Here is a 15,598-nt window from a genome sequence, read left to right on the forward strand (position 1 = left end):
TCAACATCTATAATCGGAATGATTAATATAGGAATCACTATTTATGATTCAGAAAACTTTTCGGAAGTTAATACCGGAGATGAGGTATTTGTATTGTTGGATGAAAATGATTCTGTAAAATAGTTTCGTAAAAATGAGGTTAGCCAGCTTATCTGGTTAACCTCATTTTTAATAAGTTAAGCGAATTCCAAAACGAAGAGATAATATTTGTGGCTCAGAAACTATGGCCTGTGCATTGTCAGCTTATTATTGTTTGATGATGAATATTATATCGGAGAGAATAAGATTTCAATTATTGATGGGGGGATAAAAGAACAAGTAAAGCACTTAAAAGAACTATTGATTGTTAAAGATAACACTATAACAAAGTTTAACTTTCAAAGTCCTAAATAAAGAAAGTAGGGAAGAAGATGGAATATGAGTTGTATTTAGTTTCGCAGATAAATCAGACTACACTAAAGTATATGTTATCAGAAATAGTGGGTAGCGTTGTAGGGGAGCAAGTAAAAATAAGTGCAGATCATGATGATGATGAGTATTGCTATGTTAGCTGTCAGTATTTTTCCGCAAGTATCGAAACGAAAGATATATATGATGTTGAATATCTAAGGGAGGAATACAAAATGACTATAGATACAGAAATTAGCATTCAGTTAATTACAAAAACATATGAGGAAGGAATTAGAGCACTATTTGAAGTTTTTGGAAAAATCCTGAAAAAAATAAAAGGGGACATGGTCCTCGAAGAAAACGGATCGAGACAGTTATTTATGAAAAAGGGCGATGTATTAATTGTTAATACGAAATTACACGAATATCAAAAACAAATAATGACAAAAGAACTGCTCAATTTACTTAGCCATCCATATATAGAGAAGGATTTATCGGAGTAAAACAGCTTATTAAATATCACCAGAAGAAAATACCTTAATTTGACCGATAGGAGATGCTTCACTTGTACGATGAATTTGACCAATATATTACAGAATTTTCTGATGAAAATAGTAAAAACGATTTCTGGTATGATGTAGGTGCTGTAAAAGCCACTGAAATCTTATCGAAATTCAGTCAACAAGATTGGGAGGTTTTATTTAATGAAATTAGTAATAAAACTATGGGATGGAAACACAGTTTGGCTTATTGCTTAGATGATGCAAATAATATTAATGAACTGAGAGCGCTATTTATGTTGATTGATACTGATGATGAAGAATTGATAGAGCTATGTGTAGACTCATTGAGAAGTTTTGTTAATGAAGACAACAAGCAACTTATTCTGAATAATACAGGTCTTATAGAAAACATCAGAAAAAAAGTGAATGACAGCGGCCACGCAACAAGAGCTGTGTTTGCAGATTTTCTTCAAAGATTAAATGATTAAGTTAGTTTTCAGTTAGTTCAAAAAGGTCGATTATGGTTGAAGTGAATCCCTTAGAATAAACATTGGAAAAACCCCTGGTGTTACTCTGATGAATTCTAAGGGGGGCCTTTTTAAGGCGATTAAAGGACGAAAGTTCGAGTCATATTCTGAAGAATGGAAGCTAGAAGCGATTCGGCTTTATCGGCTTTATATAGAAGAGAAGTGGACATACCGGGAGACCAACGCATGCCTTGGCATTCAAGAGCTGGATGACATCAAGAACTTTGGCGGAGGCACAAAGTTGAATCGAGAAATACATACTATTTTACAACCGGAAACAACCACAGCGAAATTTATATATTGATGCCGGCAGGTTACCGACAATAGTAGGCTGCCTAGGTGTTTCTTCAATGTCCTTTGAATAGGGTCTTAATCAGGACAAGTATTACCATAGTTAATCTGTTTTTTATCTTTCTTCACCATGTTCATTGAGACACACCATATTCCATAGAATAAGTCGCTATAATTGGTATATGGATAAACATCAAGTGATCGAGGGAAGTGAGACGGTGCATTTTGATATTCATGAAATACGCGATTATTATGATTCAGACCTACATAACTATGATTTTAATGGTTTAGTAAGTATCGGAGTAAGTCTAGAAAATGCAGATTTTATGACAGACATAGGAGTGCCGGAAGCATATAATGAGTTTGTATTCTATGGTTTAAATGATTTTCAAACGATGTTAATTGAGGATGTACCATTTATAAAAATCGGCCACTATACGTCTTATGGATATGGACTTTACTTTAAAGTAGGCTGCGATGAGCTTTTTACTAGCTCTCCTTATCATCTGCCTTTAATTTATATGCTTAACAAGGACTTGAAAACATTCTTTTTGTTTCATTTGATTAGGCATGAAATATCAGCGAGGATGAGAAAAGAAGGCGTATATACTTCATACCTGTATGCGGTTGAGCTGCGCAGGTTGTATACGGAAATTGACCCCATAGCAATGGGAGATGTGGAAGGATACTGGTCGCATTTAATAGAGGATTATGAAACTGGTTTATGATAAACTTTCAAAGCTCCTTTCCAACCATCTTTGATTATGAGTGGGAATGGACTTTTTTTATGTCACAAATTATAAGTTTAGGATTGTTATATAGACAGACAAGGAAGTGATCTTTTTGCAGCCAATCCTCGGAAAAGCGGAAGATACGGTTCAGGAAATATTTATTTATGTCCACATGAACCTTTATAGGAAGCCCGAAGACCAACAGGCCTGGAAATGACGATCACCGTTTTAAAAAAAAGCAGCCAGAAAGGGAAAAACGATGAACAGACCAAAAGAAAATGTATCCTCCATTGCTCAACTGCTGAAGAAATCCTCATTGACCTTAACCGCGGTAGCAGTGCTGGGAGGTGTGATCCCCTGTGCCGGAACGCTGACCGAGGCTAAGGCAGCGGCCTTAGATGAGGCATTAAAACCGGCTGTGCCATACAGTAATTTGCTGACGGCGGCTACCGGCGCGGCCGGGAACGCCACACCCGCCAACCTCAGCGTGACGCATGACGGTGTGACACTCCGGGTAACCCATCTAATTTACGACAAAACACGGTTGTCCTTTGTCATAGAGCGCCAGGGCGCAAATTTACCGGATGATGAATCGGTTGTTCTTCTTAATGAAGAAATAGAAAAAAACAAAAAGGGGAAAGGGTATATTAAAAGACCAACCCTATTCATTGACGGACAAGAATTGGGGGCTTTGGGCGCCTTTGGCGACAATCCGAAAATCAAAAGCTCAAGCAGGTATGAAATCGGCAAAAAAGCCGATTGGCCCGACCAGTTTGAGTTGACGATCCGGGTCCAAGTGACGGGGGTCAAAGAAGCCTTTGAATTCAAGGTACCGGTAAATATCGATGAGAAATCGATCCTCGTCAAGCCGAACCTCACGAAAAAGCACAAACAGTTCAGCTACACCGTCAAAGAACTGTATATGTCGTCGTCTACGACTCAATTGGTCATTGACAGCACGGGCAAGGTGCCCGCAACTTCAAAGCAGGCGGGTAAATATATCGCAAGTATGATGTATTACGATATCGTGGACGACCAGGGGAATCTCATAAAGCAGCAGATGTTCCCTTATTACAACTTTCTGCCGAAAACCAAGTATCACATTGACGAAATGTACAACCCGGTGAAAGGAACGCCGAAGTACCTTACGATCAAGCCGTTTACACTGACGGTCAATAAAAAAGACTGGAGCGTCGTCGGTCAAACAAAAAACAGCGTCGGAACTAAAACCTATTGGAAAGAACTAGAAATGAAGATTCCCTTGGATAAAGCCAAAAATTAGCCGGACAGGCTGTTCCAAGAGCAGCTTTGATAAGCTCCTCATAGGCATAAACGGGTGAAATTATAAAAAGAACAGAAATATACCGTTAGTTCAAACAGGTTGATTATGGTCAGAAACTGCCATGATTGACCTGTTTTTTTGATTTACCGCCGCCGCTTGAGCACAGAGATGTGGCCCTATTGAGATTTATTTTGCCAAAAGAAGCGCCTATAGAATGGACAGGAGGAGAAGTGAGTGCGACAGACCATGATCAATTGACTTAAGTAGGACCCAAGCCAGGCTTGGCCACCTTGAACATGTCCATGATCAGGTCCATGAAGTGCATCTCTTAGAATAGACATGGAAAAAAAAACTATATAAAATGAACTCATGATTTAATTGAGAAGCCATTTTGGGTAGGTACGGGTTATACAACAAATGTCTGAGGACGAACACGGTTACATTGCTCAAAATCGATGCATCGACATCCGACCCGGCACCTCGTGTCTAGATGGTGCCCGCGGCTGTCCGCAGGAAGATGTGGGAGGCATTTGGGGGCATAAGCATATGCTAGATGTACTGCATACTCCCAATCATCCGGAGAGGGAGCATTTTATCGGCTGGGTTCGACAAGGATATGATCCCGAACATTTCTCCTGTGAAGAAGTGAATCAGGTGCTTCAACGACAGAAGGACAAGCTGATCCCCAAGTCACTGGTTAAGAAGCCGACAGGAAAAAAGCCTGTTAAACTGACGAAGTCTGCTCTTAATAAGCATCTGAAGCAACTAAGCCATGACCAGCTTATCGATTTGGTCAAGGCTTATTATGGCGCCAGCAAAGATATGCAGAAGTTTCTTGCCGTAAGAATTCTAGGGGATGAAGCGATAGAATCCCTGTTTCAAGAATATCGCAAGAAGGTGGAGCAAGAGTTTTTCCCTGAACGAGGCCATGGGAAGTTGCGACTTAAAGAGGCGGAACAAGCGGTATCTGAATTTGAGCGATTAACCGAAAGTGCACGGTACAGTCTGGAATTGAAATTGATCTACGTCGAAAATGGAGTCGATTACACCTTAAGCTACGGGGATATTGATGCACGCTTCTATTATAATATCGTGTCCATGTATGCCGAAATCATCGATCAAGTGAATGAGGATGAAACGGCCGAGTTGTTTGATAAATTTGAGGAGCGTCTCGAAGCCGCTGTTTCGAAAACAGAAGGGATCGGCTGGGGTTTTCATGACAATTTGGCCGAACTGTATGTTCAAATACGATGGATTTAGTTGAGGGGTATTATGCGAAAAAAAGCGAATCAGATCCAAAACTCGGAGTCCGCGCAGATATTGGAGCAAGACGAGAATTTCTACTTTATCGCCGGATATACGGATGGGGGCTTTCCCTATGGCATCACGTGGGAGGAATATGAGGCGGAACAACATAGTGAGGTGGAAAATGTGGAGAAATATAGAATGCGGCCTGTGAAAGAATTGAAATTGACCAAGCAGCAGTTTCAGGAGATCGTGGATGCCCATGACATGTATGTAGAAGGGATGGAGTCCTTCCTGAATATCGAATCTGGCGATGTTGTCATGTTACGGACATTTGATATGGATGAAGAGGACGAAGAATTAAGCGAGATCATTGAAGAAGGATTTAATGAAATATATTTTTTGATTCCCGTGCGGGAGTCCAAAGAAGGATACGCAGATATGGCCAATTTTGCTGTAACAATAGAAGATAAGACGTTGCAAACCCAATTGATGTCCATTTTGAGCGGCGGCAAGAGGATATTCCGAAGATTTAAGGATACGTTATCTTCCAACAGTGAGCAGTTAGAGCGGTATTACCAGTTTGTTGAGGAACAGAATCGTAATCGAGTTTTAGATTGGTTGGAATCCATTGATGTGAAGTTGATTTTCGAGTAATTAGGGTTGAAGTGCTTGGCTCTATATTGTTAGTAGAGCTGGACTAGGAGTTGATTACAATGGAGCAAAAACTTCATCCGAATGTCATTCGATATTGGCAAATCACATTTGGCATACATACGTTCAAATGGATCCTTATCGGCTGCATTCCTCTCATGATCAGGATAATATGGTTACCGGCCTGGGGGTGGTTAACCATAATTTCCTGTCTGGTGGAATTCTATTTCATCACCAAAGGACTTGCCTTCATTTGTTTCGGCGTCTACAGAAAATATTCCCGAAGAAGCTATCTCTTAGGAGATGAAGAGCTGATGATTCGATGGGGGAATGTGTGGTCAGATAACTCCTCCATTATTCCGCTTAGCCGGGTGCAGCATGTAGATCAAGAACAGAACATGCTTGCCAAACGATTGGGCTTATCGGAGCTAACCATTACAACAGCAGGGGATCATCACTTTATTGTGGGACTGACAGAAGAGGACGCTGCTCTGCTGCGCAGACAAATCATTGAACTATCTAAATTAGATAACAAGGATGCTTATTATGATTAAGCGCCATCATCCCATTACCGTCATTTATAAAATCTACAGTCAAATCCGGTATTCAATTATTCCTCTTACCGCTTTTGTCTATAACGAGATTCGAGCAGGAACCGGACAACAACCTGATTGGGTATATCTGGCAGCCACGATATACGGCGTTGTGACAGGTGGCTGGTCGATTCTTTCTTGGTTTAAAGAAACCTATAAACTGGATTCCAAGGTGTTGCTTATTACGAAAGGTGTATTCACCGTAACACAAAGAGCGATTCCACTTATGAAGATTAATAACATAAAAATCGAACAAAGGTGGCTGTATCGGCTTATCGGGATCGCCAATGTTGAACTTCAAACGAGTGATTCCAATGCTGATGCCGATGCCCGCTTGGTTACATCCCGAAAGATGGCAGACTTCCTCAAGAAAACTATTGGGCTGACCGAAAACCCAAGTGCGATTCCTTCAACCAAAGAACATCATGTGACCAGAAAAGAAATCATGATGCAATCCATGAGTTCAAATACATTCTGGTTAGGACTTCCTGTCACAATCACCGTTATTCAACATTTGTGGAGTAGGTTATTCCCTACACCGGAAGGGGAACAAGTTAGCTTCGTGGATCTATTCAAGAAAGAAACTTGGAGCGGAATAACCTCAGATGACAGTATAGAAATGACACTGTATTTGGCGGCTTTCTTGGGGATATGCGCAATCATTACTTGGCTGTTTTCTATTGGCGCGGCACAATTACGCTATAAGGGATGGCATCTATCAAGAGCTGGCAATGTAATTTCCATTCATTATGGTTGGATGGAACAGAAATCGGTGCAGATTCAGATAAATCGTATCCAATCCCTGCGAATTAAAGAGCTGATGTTTGGGCGTTTGTACGGATACGCCTCTATATGTATGGATTGCGTCGGATATTCAGGGGAACGGAAGGTCAAAATGCTGATTCCTTCCATCCGTAGCTCGGTAGTAGTCGAAGTGCTGGGCCGGTTGCTTCCCGAGTTTGGCATTCGGCCTCCCAAGCGTAGTTTACAACGTCATACATTATACGCTGCAGCAATTCCAAGATTAATGTTGCTCGCAATCGGTATCTTAATAGGGTCTTATTTTACCATATGGCTTTTGACAATTGTTTTGGTCCTTTACATCATCTATAAGTACATGTCTTACGTCTATGTTCATACGAAATGGGAAATCGCCGCGAACTTGTTTATTTTACGCAAAGCAGGCTTCAATCAAACGACTGTGTATCTTCTGCGTGAATCCATCGAATCCTTAAGTATCAGGCAATCATGGTGGGAGCGGATATTTCGTATTTATGAGCTGGAATTGGACATTGATTCTCCTGCGAACGTCCGAGAATACCGTTTGTCTGGGGTCACGAAACAAGACTGCGATGAGATTCTAAAGTGGTATAAGAATAAAAAGTTGAAACTCCCTGAGGGAGTATGATTGAGCAGAAACTCTACTCACAAAGGAGCTAGAAACTATGAACGACCAGCCCACTGAACTTCATTGGCAAAGGGAGCAAATTTGGAAAGGCTGTATGTTTGCCGCCATCGCGCATGCCATTATGGTTGCGCATTTTCCCGAGTTTTCGCATGAGCATTCCTGGGATGGAATTAACTACAATGTTCAAGATACGGAAGGGATAAGAGGGACGGTGACCTTTGGACCTAACTATGTTGTGGCCGCCTTCCGCGATGAGCACAGTGATCGCTTGGCTGTAAATGATGTACGTGAAGCCGCGGATTATTTTAAAGGAGCACCGGACGAAGTGCTTGAGTTTGCAAACAGCGAAACCCTGCAGTATTTGCTGGATGAGGTGGATGGACAGGTGAAGCCGCTGATCACCGGTTCTTTTTGGACAACGGCTAATCGTACCTACACTTTGAATCGGCAGGAAGAGCTTTACAAGGGTGGTCTATCCATTTTGGAATATCAGCTTATGGAGCCTGATGAAGCGCTGGAGGCTTGGAAGGAAAACTATGGGATGACGGACGAGCAGTGTGAGCTGCTGTTGTCGGTATACAACCGGAAAATTACAAGCCCAGAGGAAAAGATCGTTTTGACCAAAGACGAAGTGAAACAAATAGGTGAAGCAGATGAAGAGGGATTAAACGAAAGCAAAATCTCCTTTGAAGAAATCGGTATAGAGTGGGAGTGAAAAAAACTGCTGTTAGTGCGGCCTGGGTGATCGGGTTGGGGCATGTCCACGCTCGTGTTTGATGGTTTGCTGCTGTATTATAGTGCCTGCTGCAGTTTTGTTTCTGCTGCATTTTAGTGCCTGCTGCATTTTAGTGCCTTCCTGACGGGTATCTCGGGTAGAAAAAGTGCAGTAGACACCCGCCAGAAATGGCACAGTGAACGAAATGAAGTCAGTTTACGGATTACAGTCAGTTTATGGATTACAATCAGTTTACGATTACAGTCAGTTTACGAATTACAGTCACAGATTACAGTCAGTTTGGCGGTCTACAGTCAGCTTACGGACCTGTCTTCTGGTTCATGCTGCGGCCAGCAGGCAGTTTTAATTCTGTATAAGCCGCCAGTGAATTAACTCCCCTCAAGCGTTGACAGCGAAACCATGATCCATGGGGAAAATTTGTCTCCGAGTTCCCTATTGGGGTCGTGGATTCGGAACAGATACGCTTCGCCTGATTGATTTTTCCAGACGATATAATCGCCTGTGACTTCGCCGCTTGTCTGCAGATACAGCTCCGCATAACCCAAAGGATGCTCGATCAGTTCTCCACTGTAGTCCTTAGGTTTACCATTGGCGGAAAGTTCGGTTTGCCCCTGCTTCTTCAGAGCAGCAAGGTCGTAGCCGGCTGGCAGCGGTTCAATTTCCGCATAATAGTCCGGGTCCTCGGTGAGCGACAGTCTACCGGACTTCGGATCAAAGGTAAAGCCGTCAAAAATATACAGCGAATAGCCGTCACCCTGCTTTAATGTACCTTCTTGCCCGGGAACTCCGCCTTCCTGTTCGCCAAAAGACTTCGTCTGCGGGCGTTCGGACGGCTGCGCGCTGCCTGCTCCTGGTCCAGCGGACGCCTCTGCCGCCGTGGCCTCCGGCGCGGCGGATGGTGCAGTGCTGGCTGCCGCTTCCGGCGCGGCAGACCCTTCAGGACTGGCCGGGGTTTCGGGTGCAGCAGATGGCGGCAGACTTGCAGCAGGTTCGCTAACCGGCGCGGTGGCTGCACTTGATGCCGCAGGCGTTGGCTCATTTGCGGCGTTATTGCTGCAGGCACCGAGCAGCGAGGCGGATACGAGCATTAGGCTTGCTGCTGTGGTTAATCCTATTTTTTTCATATGATCCCTCCTCTTCGGAATACTGCTTATTACCCGATTTTTCCCAAATTACCCCAATTGGTGGCCCGCTCAATAATCCTCCGTACCCGAGGAGTCGAGCGGAGCTGCGCCGCCGGCATGCCGTTTGCGGTATTCGCCCGGCGTGAGGCCTGAGCTGCGTTTGAACATCCGGATAAACGAGTTGGCGTTCTGGTAGCCGACCTGCAGCGCGATGTCCTGGATTCGCAAATCGAGGTTTGTCAGCAGTGCCTTGGCCCGTTCGATCCGCAAGCTGTTCAGGTATTCGCTGAAGTTCACATTGGTTTTTTCTTTAAAAATACTCGATAGATACCCCGGCGTTAAATTCAGCTTATCCGCCACCAGATTCAGGTTGATATCCTCCCCGTAATGCTGATCCAGGTAATCCAGCACAAAGCCGATCACCGGATCTCTTGTCTCCGTGCGGCTTGAGATCGCCGCCAGCACCGGGCGCACCAGCCCGTGCAGCCAATCCCTGTATTGCTCCGCCGAATAAAACGTTTCCGGCGGCTTGCCGTTTGGCGGCACCAGCTTTTCCGCCGCCTGCTCGGGCAGGTTCAGCTTGACCACGGTTTTGCCGATCTGCTCCGCGGCCCCCCTGGCGAATGCCCGGAAATCGGCCGCCGCCGCATCTTTGCTTCGCAGCTGCTCCAGCTGCCGGCCGATCCAGCCGAACACGGCGTCTTCGCTGCCGGACTGCAGCAGGTTGTGCAGTTCTTCCCCGTGCGTCACTTTTAAATGGAAGGATTTAGCTGAAGAAGCTCTCGGCTCCACGATCACCTGTGTTTCCCCGTTTAATCTCCGCTCGTTCAGGAGCGGCAGCAGATTATTGTAAGCTTCCGTAAACGCCGTTTCCCCGGAATACACGGGACTTACAGCAATGGTCAAATACAAAGACGGCTCGTTCCGCAGCACCTCTTTCAGCGTATCCAGCACCTGAAGAATGCCGCTTTGCGGGCCCGGATCAAACAGGAGCAGCAGCAGCTGGTCCTGTTCCGGCTGCAGCGCCACGCTTTCGCCCCCGTCGCCGGTGAACAGCTTCTGAATCAGCTCCCACAGCATCAGAGTGTGGCGTTCGGACGCATCCGGCTGGTCCTTAAAGCTGATTTTGAACAAAATCGAGGCATAAGGGCGGTCCGGCGGCAGCAGATCCTCAAGCTCCGCCAGCTTGGAGCCAAGCGGGATATTTTTTACTTTATGCGTAAAAGCATACTGGCGGACCAGCGAGTTTTTGCGCTCCAGATCGGTCTGGATGAACCGGTGGTTCTCCAGAATCGAGCTCAGCCGGTCGCCGATAATGGCAAATTCCTTCACGCTGCCCAGCTTGCCCGGCCCGCCGCCCGATTTGCGGTCCAGTGCGGCAATCAGGCGCTGCAGCGGCTGATTGACCCGCAGGCTGAAGAACAGGGAATACAGCACGCTGACCAGCACGGTGGCCGAGAGCAGCGCGGTCAGCAAGAGGCGCATGCCCTGCATGCCTTCCGCTATGGCAGAGACCTGAATCACGCGGGCATAGGTGAAGCCGGTTTGGCGTCCTTTTTCATAAAAATAATATTCGTTTCCGATCCGCTCGTGCAGGCTTCCGCCGTCCGCCAGCTGCGCCGCTCGGACCGGGTTCTCTCCAGTGGAATACAGCAGTTTCCCCTGTTCGTCAAGAATGTAAAACGGATTGCCCGCAGCATCACCGTAAGCGGTCAGCATACGCGCAGGGTCCAGCATGATAATGCCGTACACCTCTTCATAAGGAATCGCCTTGACCAGCACAGGCAGCATAAGCCCGAGCTGGCGCGTGGAATGCACGGTATTCTCCGTAAATGGCGCGGCGGGCAGCACCTTCATGAACTGATTGCCCATCGTTTCCCGTCTCCAGAAGTCCGCCGGATACGCGCCGCTGGCCCAGTATTTGCCGAACATGTCGTCCGCGCTGCTGAGGCCGTCTTTTTCCAGCACGTAGTCTTCTTTTTTAAAGAAAAGAATGAAATTCCGAATATGCAAAAAGGGGTTGGTGTACAGGGTGGCCAGGTCGGCATTGACCTCGCGCGGGATGTCGTACCGCCGGTTCTGGGCCAGATGGCTGAGGATGCCCACATTGGCGGTCCACGGTTCCGATTGGGTGAGCGTAAGGATCATATTCTGGGTGAGCCGGAAATGATTTTCGTACCCTTCGACCGTCTGCTGCAGGTTCAGCTCGTTCTGCCGGACAATCTCGTCGTAAACTTTATCACTTAAGTAGTAATAAGAGAACAGGGTGAATGAAGCAAAAGCCAAAATCACGCTGAGGAAGCTCAGCATCAGTTTGACGAACAGGGCATTCGGAGCGAATGTGCTTGCGCGCGGACTTTTCATATGGAATTCCCCCTTGAATGCAGCCGTTGATGATTGGATTTTATTTTATCATAGCTCCATAAAACTGACACGAACAATATACACTTTCTCCGATTCATACGCCGTTTTGAGGAAATCCGCAGATTGGACGAAAGTTTATATAACAGGGAGATAGCGCTTTCCAAAGAAATGCGGCTATAATTCGGAGACAAAGCCCGGGAAACCAGGGTAAGTAAGCTGACATCAACGAGGGTTGCCATTACATTAAAGAAGGGGTATGCCTATGGGCCAAGCGAACATGTTTCAAGAAATCAGACGGGAGCCGCCGGAGCTGGCACGCACGTCTCAATCGAAGCTGCTGCGCACCTGGAACAAAAACAAGGCGTTATGGCTGATGTTCCTGCCTTGCCTGCTGTATTATCTGATCTTCCGGTACGCCCCGATGTTCGGGCTTGTGATCACGTTTAAGGATTACAATCTGTTCAAAGGCGTGTGGGACAGCGATTGGGTTGGCTTCAAATATTATCAAATGTTTTTGCAGAACCCGGACTTTTGGCCGCTGATGAAAAATACGTTTTTGCTTGGCGTCTACAAATTGGTATTCGGGTTCCCGGCGCCGATCATTCTCGCCATTTTGCTGAATGAGGTCCGCAAAGCGGCCTTCAAGCGGTTTGTGCAGACGGTCAGCTATCTGCCGCATTTTATCTCCAATGTTATTGTGGCGAGTATGGTCATTATGTTCCTGTCCCCGACCGGAGGTCTGATTAACAACCTGCTGACCGGACTAGGATTTGCACCCATTAACTTCATGAACGAACCCGGCTTGTTCCGGGGGATTTATGTCCTGTCGGAGATTTGGCAGCATATCGGCTGGGAGACGATTATTTTTCTGGCTGCGCTGACCGCAATCGACCCGATGCTGTATGAGGCGGCCGAGATCGACGGGGCGGGCCGGATGCGCAAAATCTGGAACGTCACGCTGCCCGGTATTGCGCCCGCCATTGTGATTACGCTCATTCTGAATGTCGGCAAGGTGCTGGAAATCGGGTTTGAAAAAGTGTTCCTGATGCAAAATCCGGCGATATACGATACAGCCGACATCATCAGCACTTATGTTTATAGGGTTGGCATGGTGCAGGGCAATTTCAGTTACGGCGCTTCGATTGATTTGTTTATGGGCATCATCAGTCTGATTTTTATCTACTGCGCAAACTTCATCAGCCGCCGCGTAAGCGAGACGAGTCTATGGTAAGAAAAGAGGTGCGTATGATGCGATTCCCCCGGATTTCCTTGTTTCATATTGTGAGCGCCTGCGTTCTGCTGCTTGTGGTGACGGTTACGCTGTATCCGTTCCTGTACATGCTGGCCGTTTCCTTAAGCAGTGACGTGCATGTCATGAAAAACGATGTGACCATCTGGCCGAAAGGCTTCAATGTCGACATGTACAAACTGGTGCTCGGCGATCCTCAAATCTGGACGGCATACAAAAATACCCTCATTTACACCGTCCTCGGCACGCTGATTTCCCTGGCCGTCACCTCCACAGGCGCTTACGCGCTGTCCCGCAAGGATATGGCCTTGCGGAAAAGCTTCACGATGCTGATCGTTGTAACGATGTTTTTCAGCGGCGGGATGATCCCGACCTTCCTTGTAGTCAGCTCGCTGAATCTCGTCGATACCGTCTGGGGGATGGTGCTCCCGGGCGCCGTCAGCACATGGAACCTTATCCTGATGCGCACGTTTTTCTCCGGTATCCCCAAAGAGCTGGAAGAATCGGGCCGGATGGACGGACTAAGCGAAATCGGTATTTTTCTGCGGATTATCGTTCCGCTGTCCAAAGCGTCCTTTGCCACCATCGCTTTGTTTTACGCGGTAGGCATGTGGAATAACTTCATGTTCCCGCTGCTGTATCTGCGCAGTCCCGATTTATATCCGCTGCAGGTGCTTCTGCGCAACCTGGTGCTCGCCGGCAGCGCAAGCACGGGTGATGTAACCGGAATTGGAGGTGATAACCAGGTTGTCGAGGAGTCGCTTAAATATGCGACTATAATGGTATCCACGCTGCCGATTCTCGTAGCGTATCCGTTTGTGCAGAAGTATTTTGTCAAGGGGGCCATGGTTGGCGCGGTCAAAGGGTAATGCGAAAGGCGGCTGCAGCTGCCGCACAAATCCTCATAAAATCTTCACTAAGGGAGAGATGACGATGAAAAAATGGAAGTCCTTGATGCTGCCGCTGCTGATAGCGGCAACCGTAGTGTCGGGCTGCGGCGGAGGCGGCAACAACGCAGCTCCCGTGTCCGGCGCGGAAGGCGGCAATGGCGCCGCTAACAGCGGAGACGCCAAAACGGAAAAGACGTTCACGGCGCTGCTCGACAACAACCCGACGTTCCCTTATTCCAAAAGCTGGCCGGTCTGGACGTGGCTGAAGGACCGGACCGGCGTGTCGCTTGAGGTGCAGACGCCTTCCGGCAAGCTGGATGAAGCCCTGAACCTGGCCATCGCTTCCAAAGCGATGCCGGATCTGATGTATATGCCAAACCGCAAGGAATCCAACAAGTTTGGACAGCAGGGAGCTTTGGTCGATATTCTGGAGCATTTGGACAGCATGCCGAACCTGTCAAAGTGGATCGAGCAGTACCCCGATGAAGCCAAAGCGGCATTGTCCGCAGACGGCAAAATGTTTATGTTCCCGAACCAGGGTTTCGGCGAAACGAACCGGATGATCTGGCTGTACCGGAAGGATGTGTTTGACAAGGAAGGCATCCAGCCGCCGGCTACCTACGAGGAGCTGTACGAAGCGCTTAAGAAGCTGAAGGCGAAATACCCGGACAGCTACCCGCTCTCCATCCGCTACGGACAAATTCCGGACGAGATGAACGCAAACATGACGGTCAACTATGGAACCGGGGATGGCGCGTATTATGATTTTGACGCAAAAGAATGGCGGTATGGCCCAACCGAAGGCAACTATAAAACAATGGTCGAAATGTGGAAACGGCTGTACGACGAAGGGCTGGTTCCGCCCGATTTCCTATCGCTGCAGACCAAACAGTGGCAGGATATGATGTCCACCGGCAAATCGTTTGTGACGATTGACTACATCAGCCGGGTCGACTTTTTTAACAATGCGATGCAAAAAGAAAATCCCGAGTTCAGCATGCAGTTTATGGCTCCGCCAGCGGGAATCGAGGGCGGGAAGCAGCTGAATCCGTATTTTCACTACATGGAAGGCGGTTTGACTGTAGCCTCGACCTCCAAACATATCAAAGATGTGATGGCGTTTATGGATTTCTTTTATTCGGAGGAAGGCCGTACGCTCAGCAGCTGGGGCGTGGAAGGCGAAACCTTTGTTAAAGAAGGCGGTACGATCAAATTCAAACCGGAATTTACCGACGTGATCGAAATGCGGAAGCAGACCGGACTGCAGACGAGCGGCACCTACACCTGGATTGATTTTAACGCGCATCTGTCCCTGTTCTCGGACGATTTGAAGCATGCGTTTGAAGAAGCGGCCAAATACGATCCGCCGGCCATGCAGCCGCGTCCGGCCTTTACAGAGAAGGAAAACGAGACGATCTCCATCACCGGGCAGGCGATCAAGAAGCACCGTGACGAAAGTTTTGCCAAGTTCGTTACCGGTTCGCGGAGCCTGGCCGAGTGGGACAAATACGTGGAGGAAATGAACAGCCTGGGCGTGGACCAACTGCTCGCAACCTATAAAGAAGCTTATGACCGGGTGCAAAATATTCAGCTGAACGGCAATTGATCTTT

The 15,598-nt window shown here is 47.0% G+C and carries 14 protein-coding genes; 12 read left to right on the forward strand and 2 right to left on the reverse strand.

Annotated elements, in window-relative coordinates; genetic code table 11:
• Window positions 1-410 precede the first annotated feature (410 nt).
• The 9 genes from ACE6ED_RS24960 to ACE6ED_RS25000 all read left to right on the forward strand — a co-directional run bounded on the left by ACE6ED_RS24960 (window position 411) and on the right by ACE6ED_RS25000 (window position 8,339).
• Complete coding sequence (locus ACE6ED_RS24960; protein WP_410830141.1) at window positions 411-893, forward strand: hypothetical protein; 483 nt, start codon at window positions 411-413, stop codon at window positions 891-893.
• Between the two features lie 62 nt (window positions 894-955).
• On the forward strand, window positions 956-1,381 hold the full coding sequence (locus ACE6ED_RS24965; protein WP_410830142.1) for a hypothetical protein: 426 nt from the start codon (window positions 956-958) through the stop codon (window positions 1,379-1,381).
• Window positions 1,382-1,908: 527 nt separating this feature from the next.
• Complete coding sequence (locus ACE6ED_RS24970; RefSeq protein WP_410830143.1) at window positions 1,909-2,439, forward strand: hypothetical protein; 531 nt, start codon at window positions 1,909-1,911, stop codon at window positions 2,437-2,439.
• Window positions 2,440-2,701: 262 nt separating this feature from the next.
• Window positions 2,702-3,724, forward strand: a complete 1,023-nt coding sequence (locus ACE6ED_RS24975) for a DUF5643 domain-containing protein (RefSeq protein WP_410830144.1) — start codon at window positions 2,702-2,704, stop codon at window positions 3,722-3,724.
• Window positions 3,725-4,141: 417 nt separating this feature from the next.
• Entirely contained in the window at window positions 4,142-4,984 is an 843-nt protein-coding gene (locus tag ACE6ED_RS24980) for an IS1096 element passenger TnpR family protein (RefSeq protein ID WP_410830145.1), read from the forward strand.
• A gap of 12 nt (window positions 4,985-4,996) precedes the next feature.
• Complete coding sequence (locus tag ACE6ED_RS24985) at window positions 4,997-5,626, forward strand: UPF0158 family protein (protein WP_410830146.1); 630 nt, start codon at window positions 4,997-4,999, stop codon at window positions 5,624-5,626.
• Window positions 5,627-5,685: 59 nt separating this feature from the next.
• The gene (locus ACE6ED_RS24990) at window positions 5,686-6,177 is read left to right on the forward strand and encodes a PH domain-containing protein (RefSeq protein WP_410830147.1); all 492 of its coding nucleotides are present in this window, start codon (window positions 5,686-5,688) and stop codon (window positions 6,175-6,177) included.
• The gene (locus ACE6ED_RS24995) at window positions 6,170-7,624 is read left to right on the forward strand and encodes a PH domain-containing protein (protein ID WP_410830148.1); all 1,455 of its coding nucleotides are present in this window, start codon (window positions 6,170-6,172) and stop codon (window positions 7,622-7,624) included. Before ACE6ED_RS24990 ends, ACE6ED_RS24995 begins: the two co-directional genes overlap by 8 nt.
• A gap of 37 nt (window positions 7,625-7,661) precedes the next feature.
• Window positions 7,662-8,339 carry a hypothetical protein gene (locus tag ACE6ED_RS25000; RefSeq protein WP_410830149.1) on the forward strand — a complete coding sequence of 226 codons (678 nt, stop codon included), beginning with the start codon at window positions 7,662-7,664 and terminating at the stop codon, window positions 8,337-8,339.
• A gap of 389 nt (window positions 8,340-8,728) precedes the next feature.
• Here ACE6ED_RS25000 and ACE6ED_RS25005 read toward each other — a convergent pair whose 3' ends face one another.
• Both ACE6ED_RS25005 and ACE6ED_RS25010 read right to left on the reverse strand, forming a co-directional pair.
• A complete protein-coding gene (locus ACE6ED_RS25005; RefSeq protein ID WP_410830150.1) occupies window positions 8,729-9,484 on the reverse strand; it encodes a hypothetical protein in 756 nt (251 codons plus the stop codon).
• Window positions 9,485-9,553: 69 nt separating this feature from the next.
• Window positions 9,554-11,848: a helix-turn-helix domain-containing protein gene (locus ACE6ED_RS25010; RefSeq protein ID WP_410830151.1), complete on the reverse strand. Its 2,295-nt coding sequence runs from the start codon at window positions 11,846-11,848 to the stop codon at window positions 9,554-9,556.
• Between the two features lie 262 nt (window positions 11,849-12,110).
• Here ACE6ED_RS25010 and ACE6ED_RS25015 point away from each other — a divergent pair, with 262 nt between their 5' ends.
• From ACE6ED_RS25015 to ACE6ED_RS25025, 3 genes are all read left to right on the forward strand, one after another.
• Complete coding sequence (locus ACE6ED_RS25015) at window positions 12,111-13,079, forward strand: ABC transporter permease (RefSeq protein WP_410830152.1); 969 nt, start codon at window positions 12,111-12,113, stop codon at window positions 13,077-13,079.
• A gap of 17 nt (window positions 13,080-13,096) precedes the next feature.
• Entirely contained in the window at window positions 13,097-13,966 is an 870-nt protein-coding gene (locus ACE6ED_RS25020) for a carbohydrate ABC transporter permease (protein ID WP_410830200.1), read from the forward strand.
• A gap of 64 nt (window positions 13,967-14,030) precedes the next feature.
• A complete protein-coding gene (locus ACE6ED_RS25025) occupies window positions 14,031-15,593 on the forward strand; it encodes an extracellular solute-binding protein (protein ID WP_410830153.1) in 1,563 nt (520 codons plus the stop codon).
• Window positions 15,594-15,598 lie beyond the last annotated feature (5 nt).

Origin of the sequence: Paenibacillus nanchangensis (genome assembly GCF_046543445.1) — a bacterium.
GTDB classification, from domain to species: Bacteria; Bacillota; Bacilli; order Paenibacillales; family Paenibacillaceae; genus Paenibacillus_AQ; species Paenibacillus_AQ nanchangensis.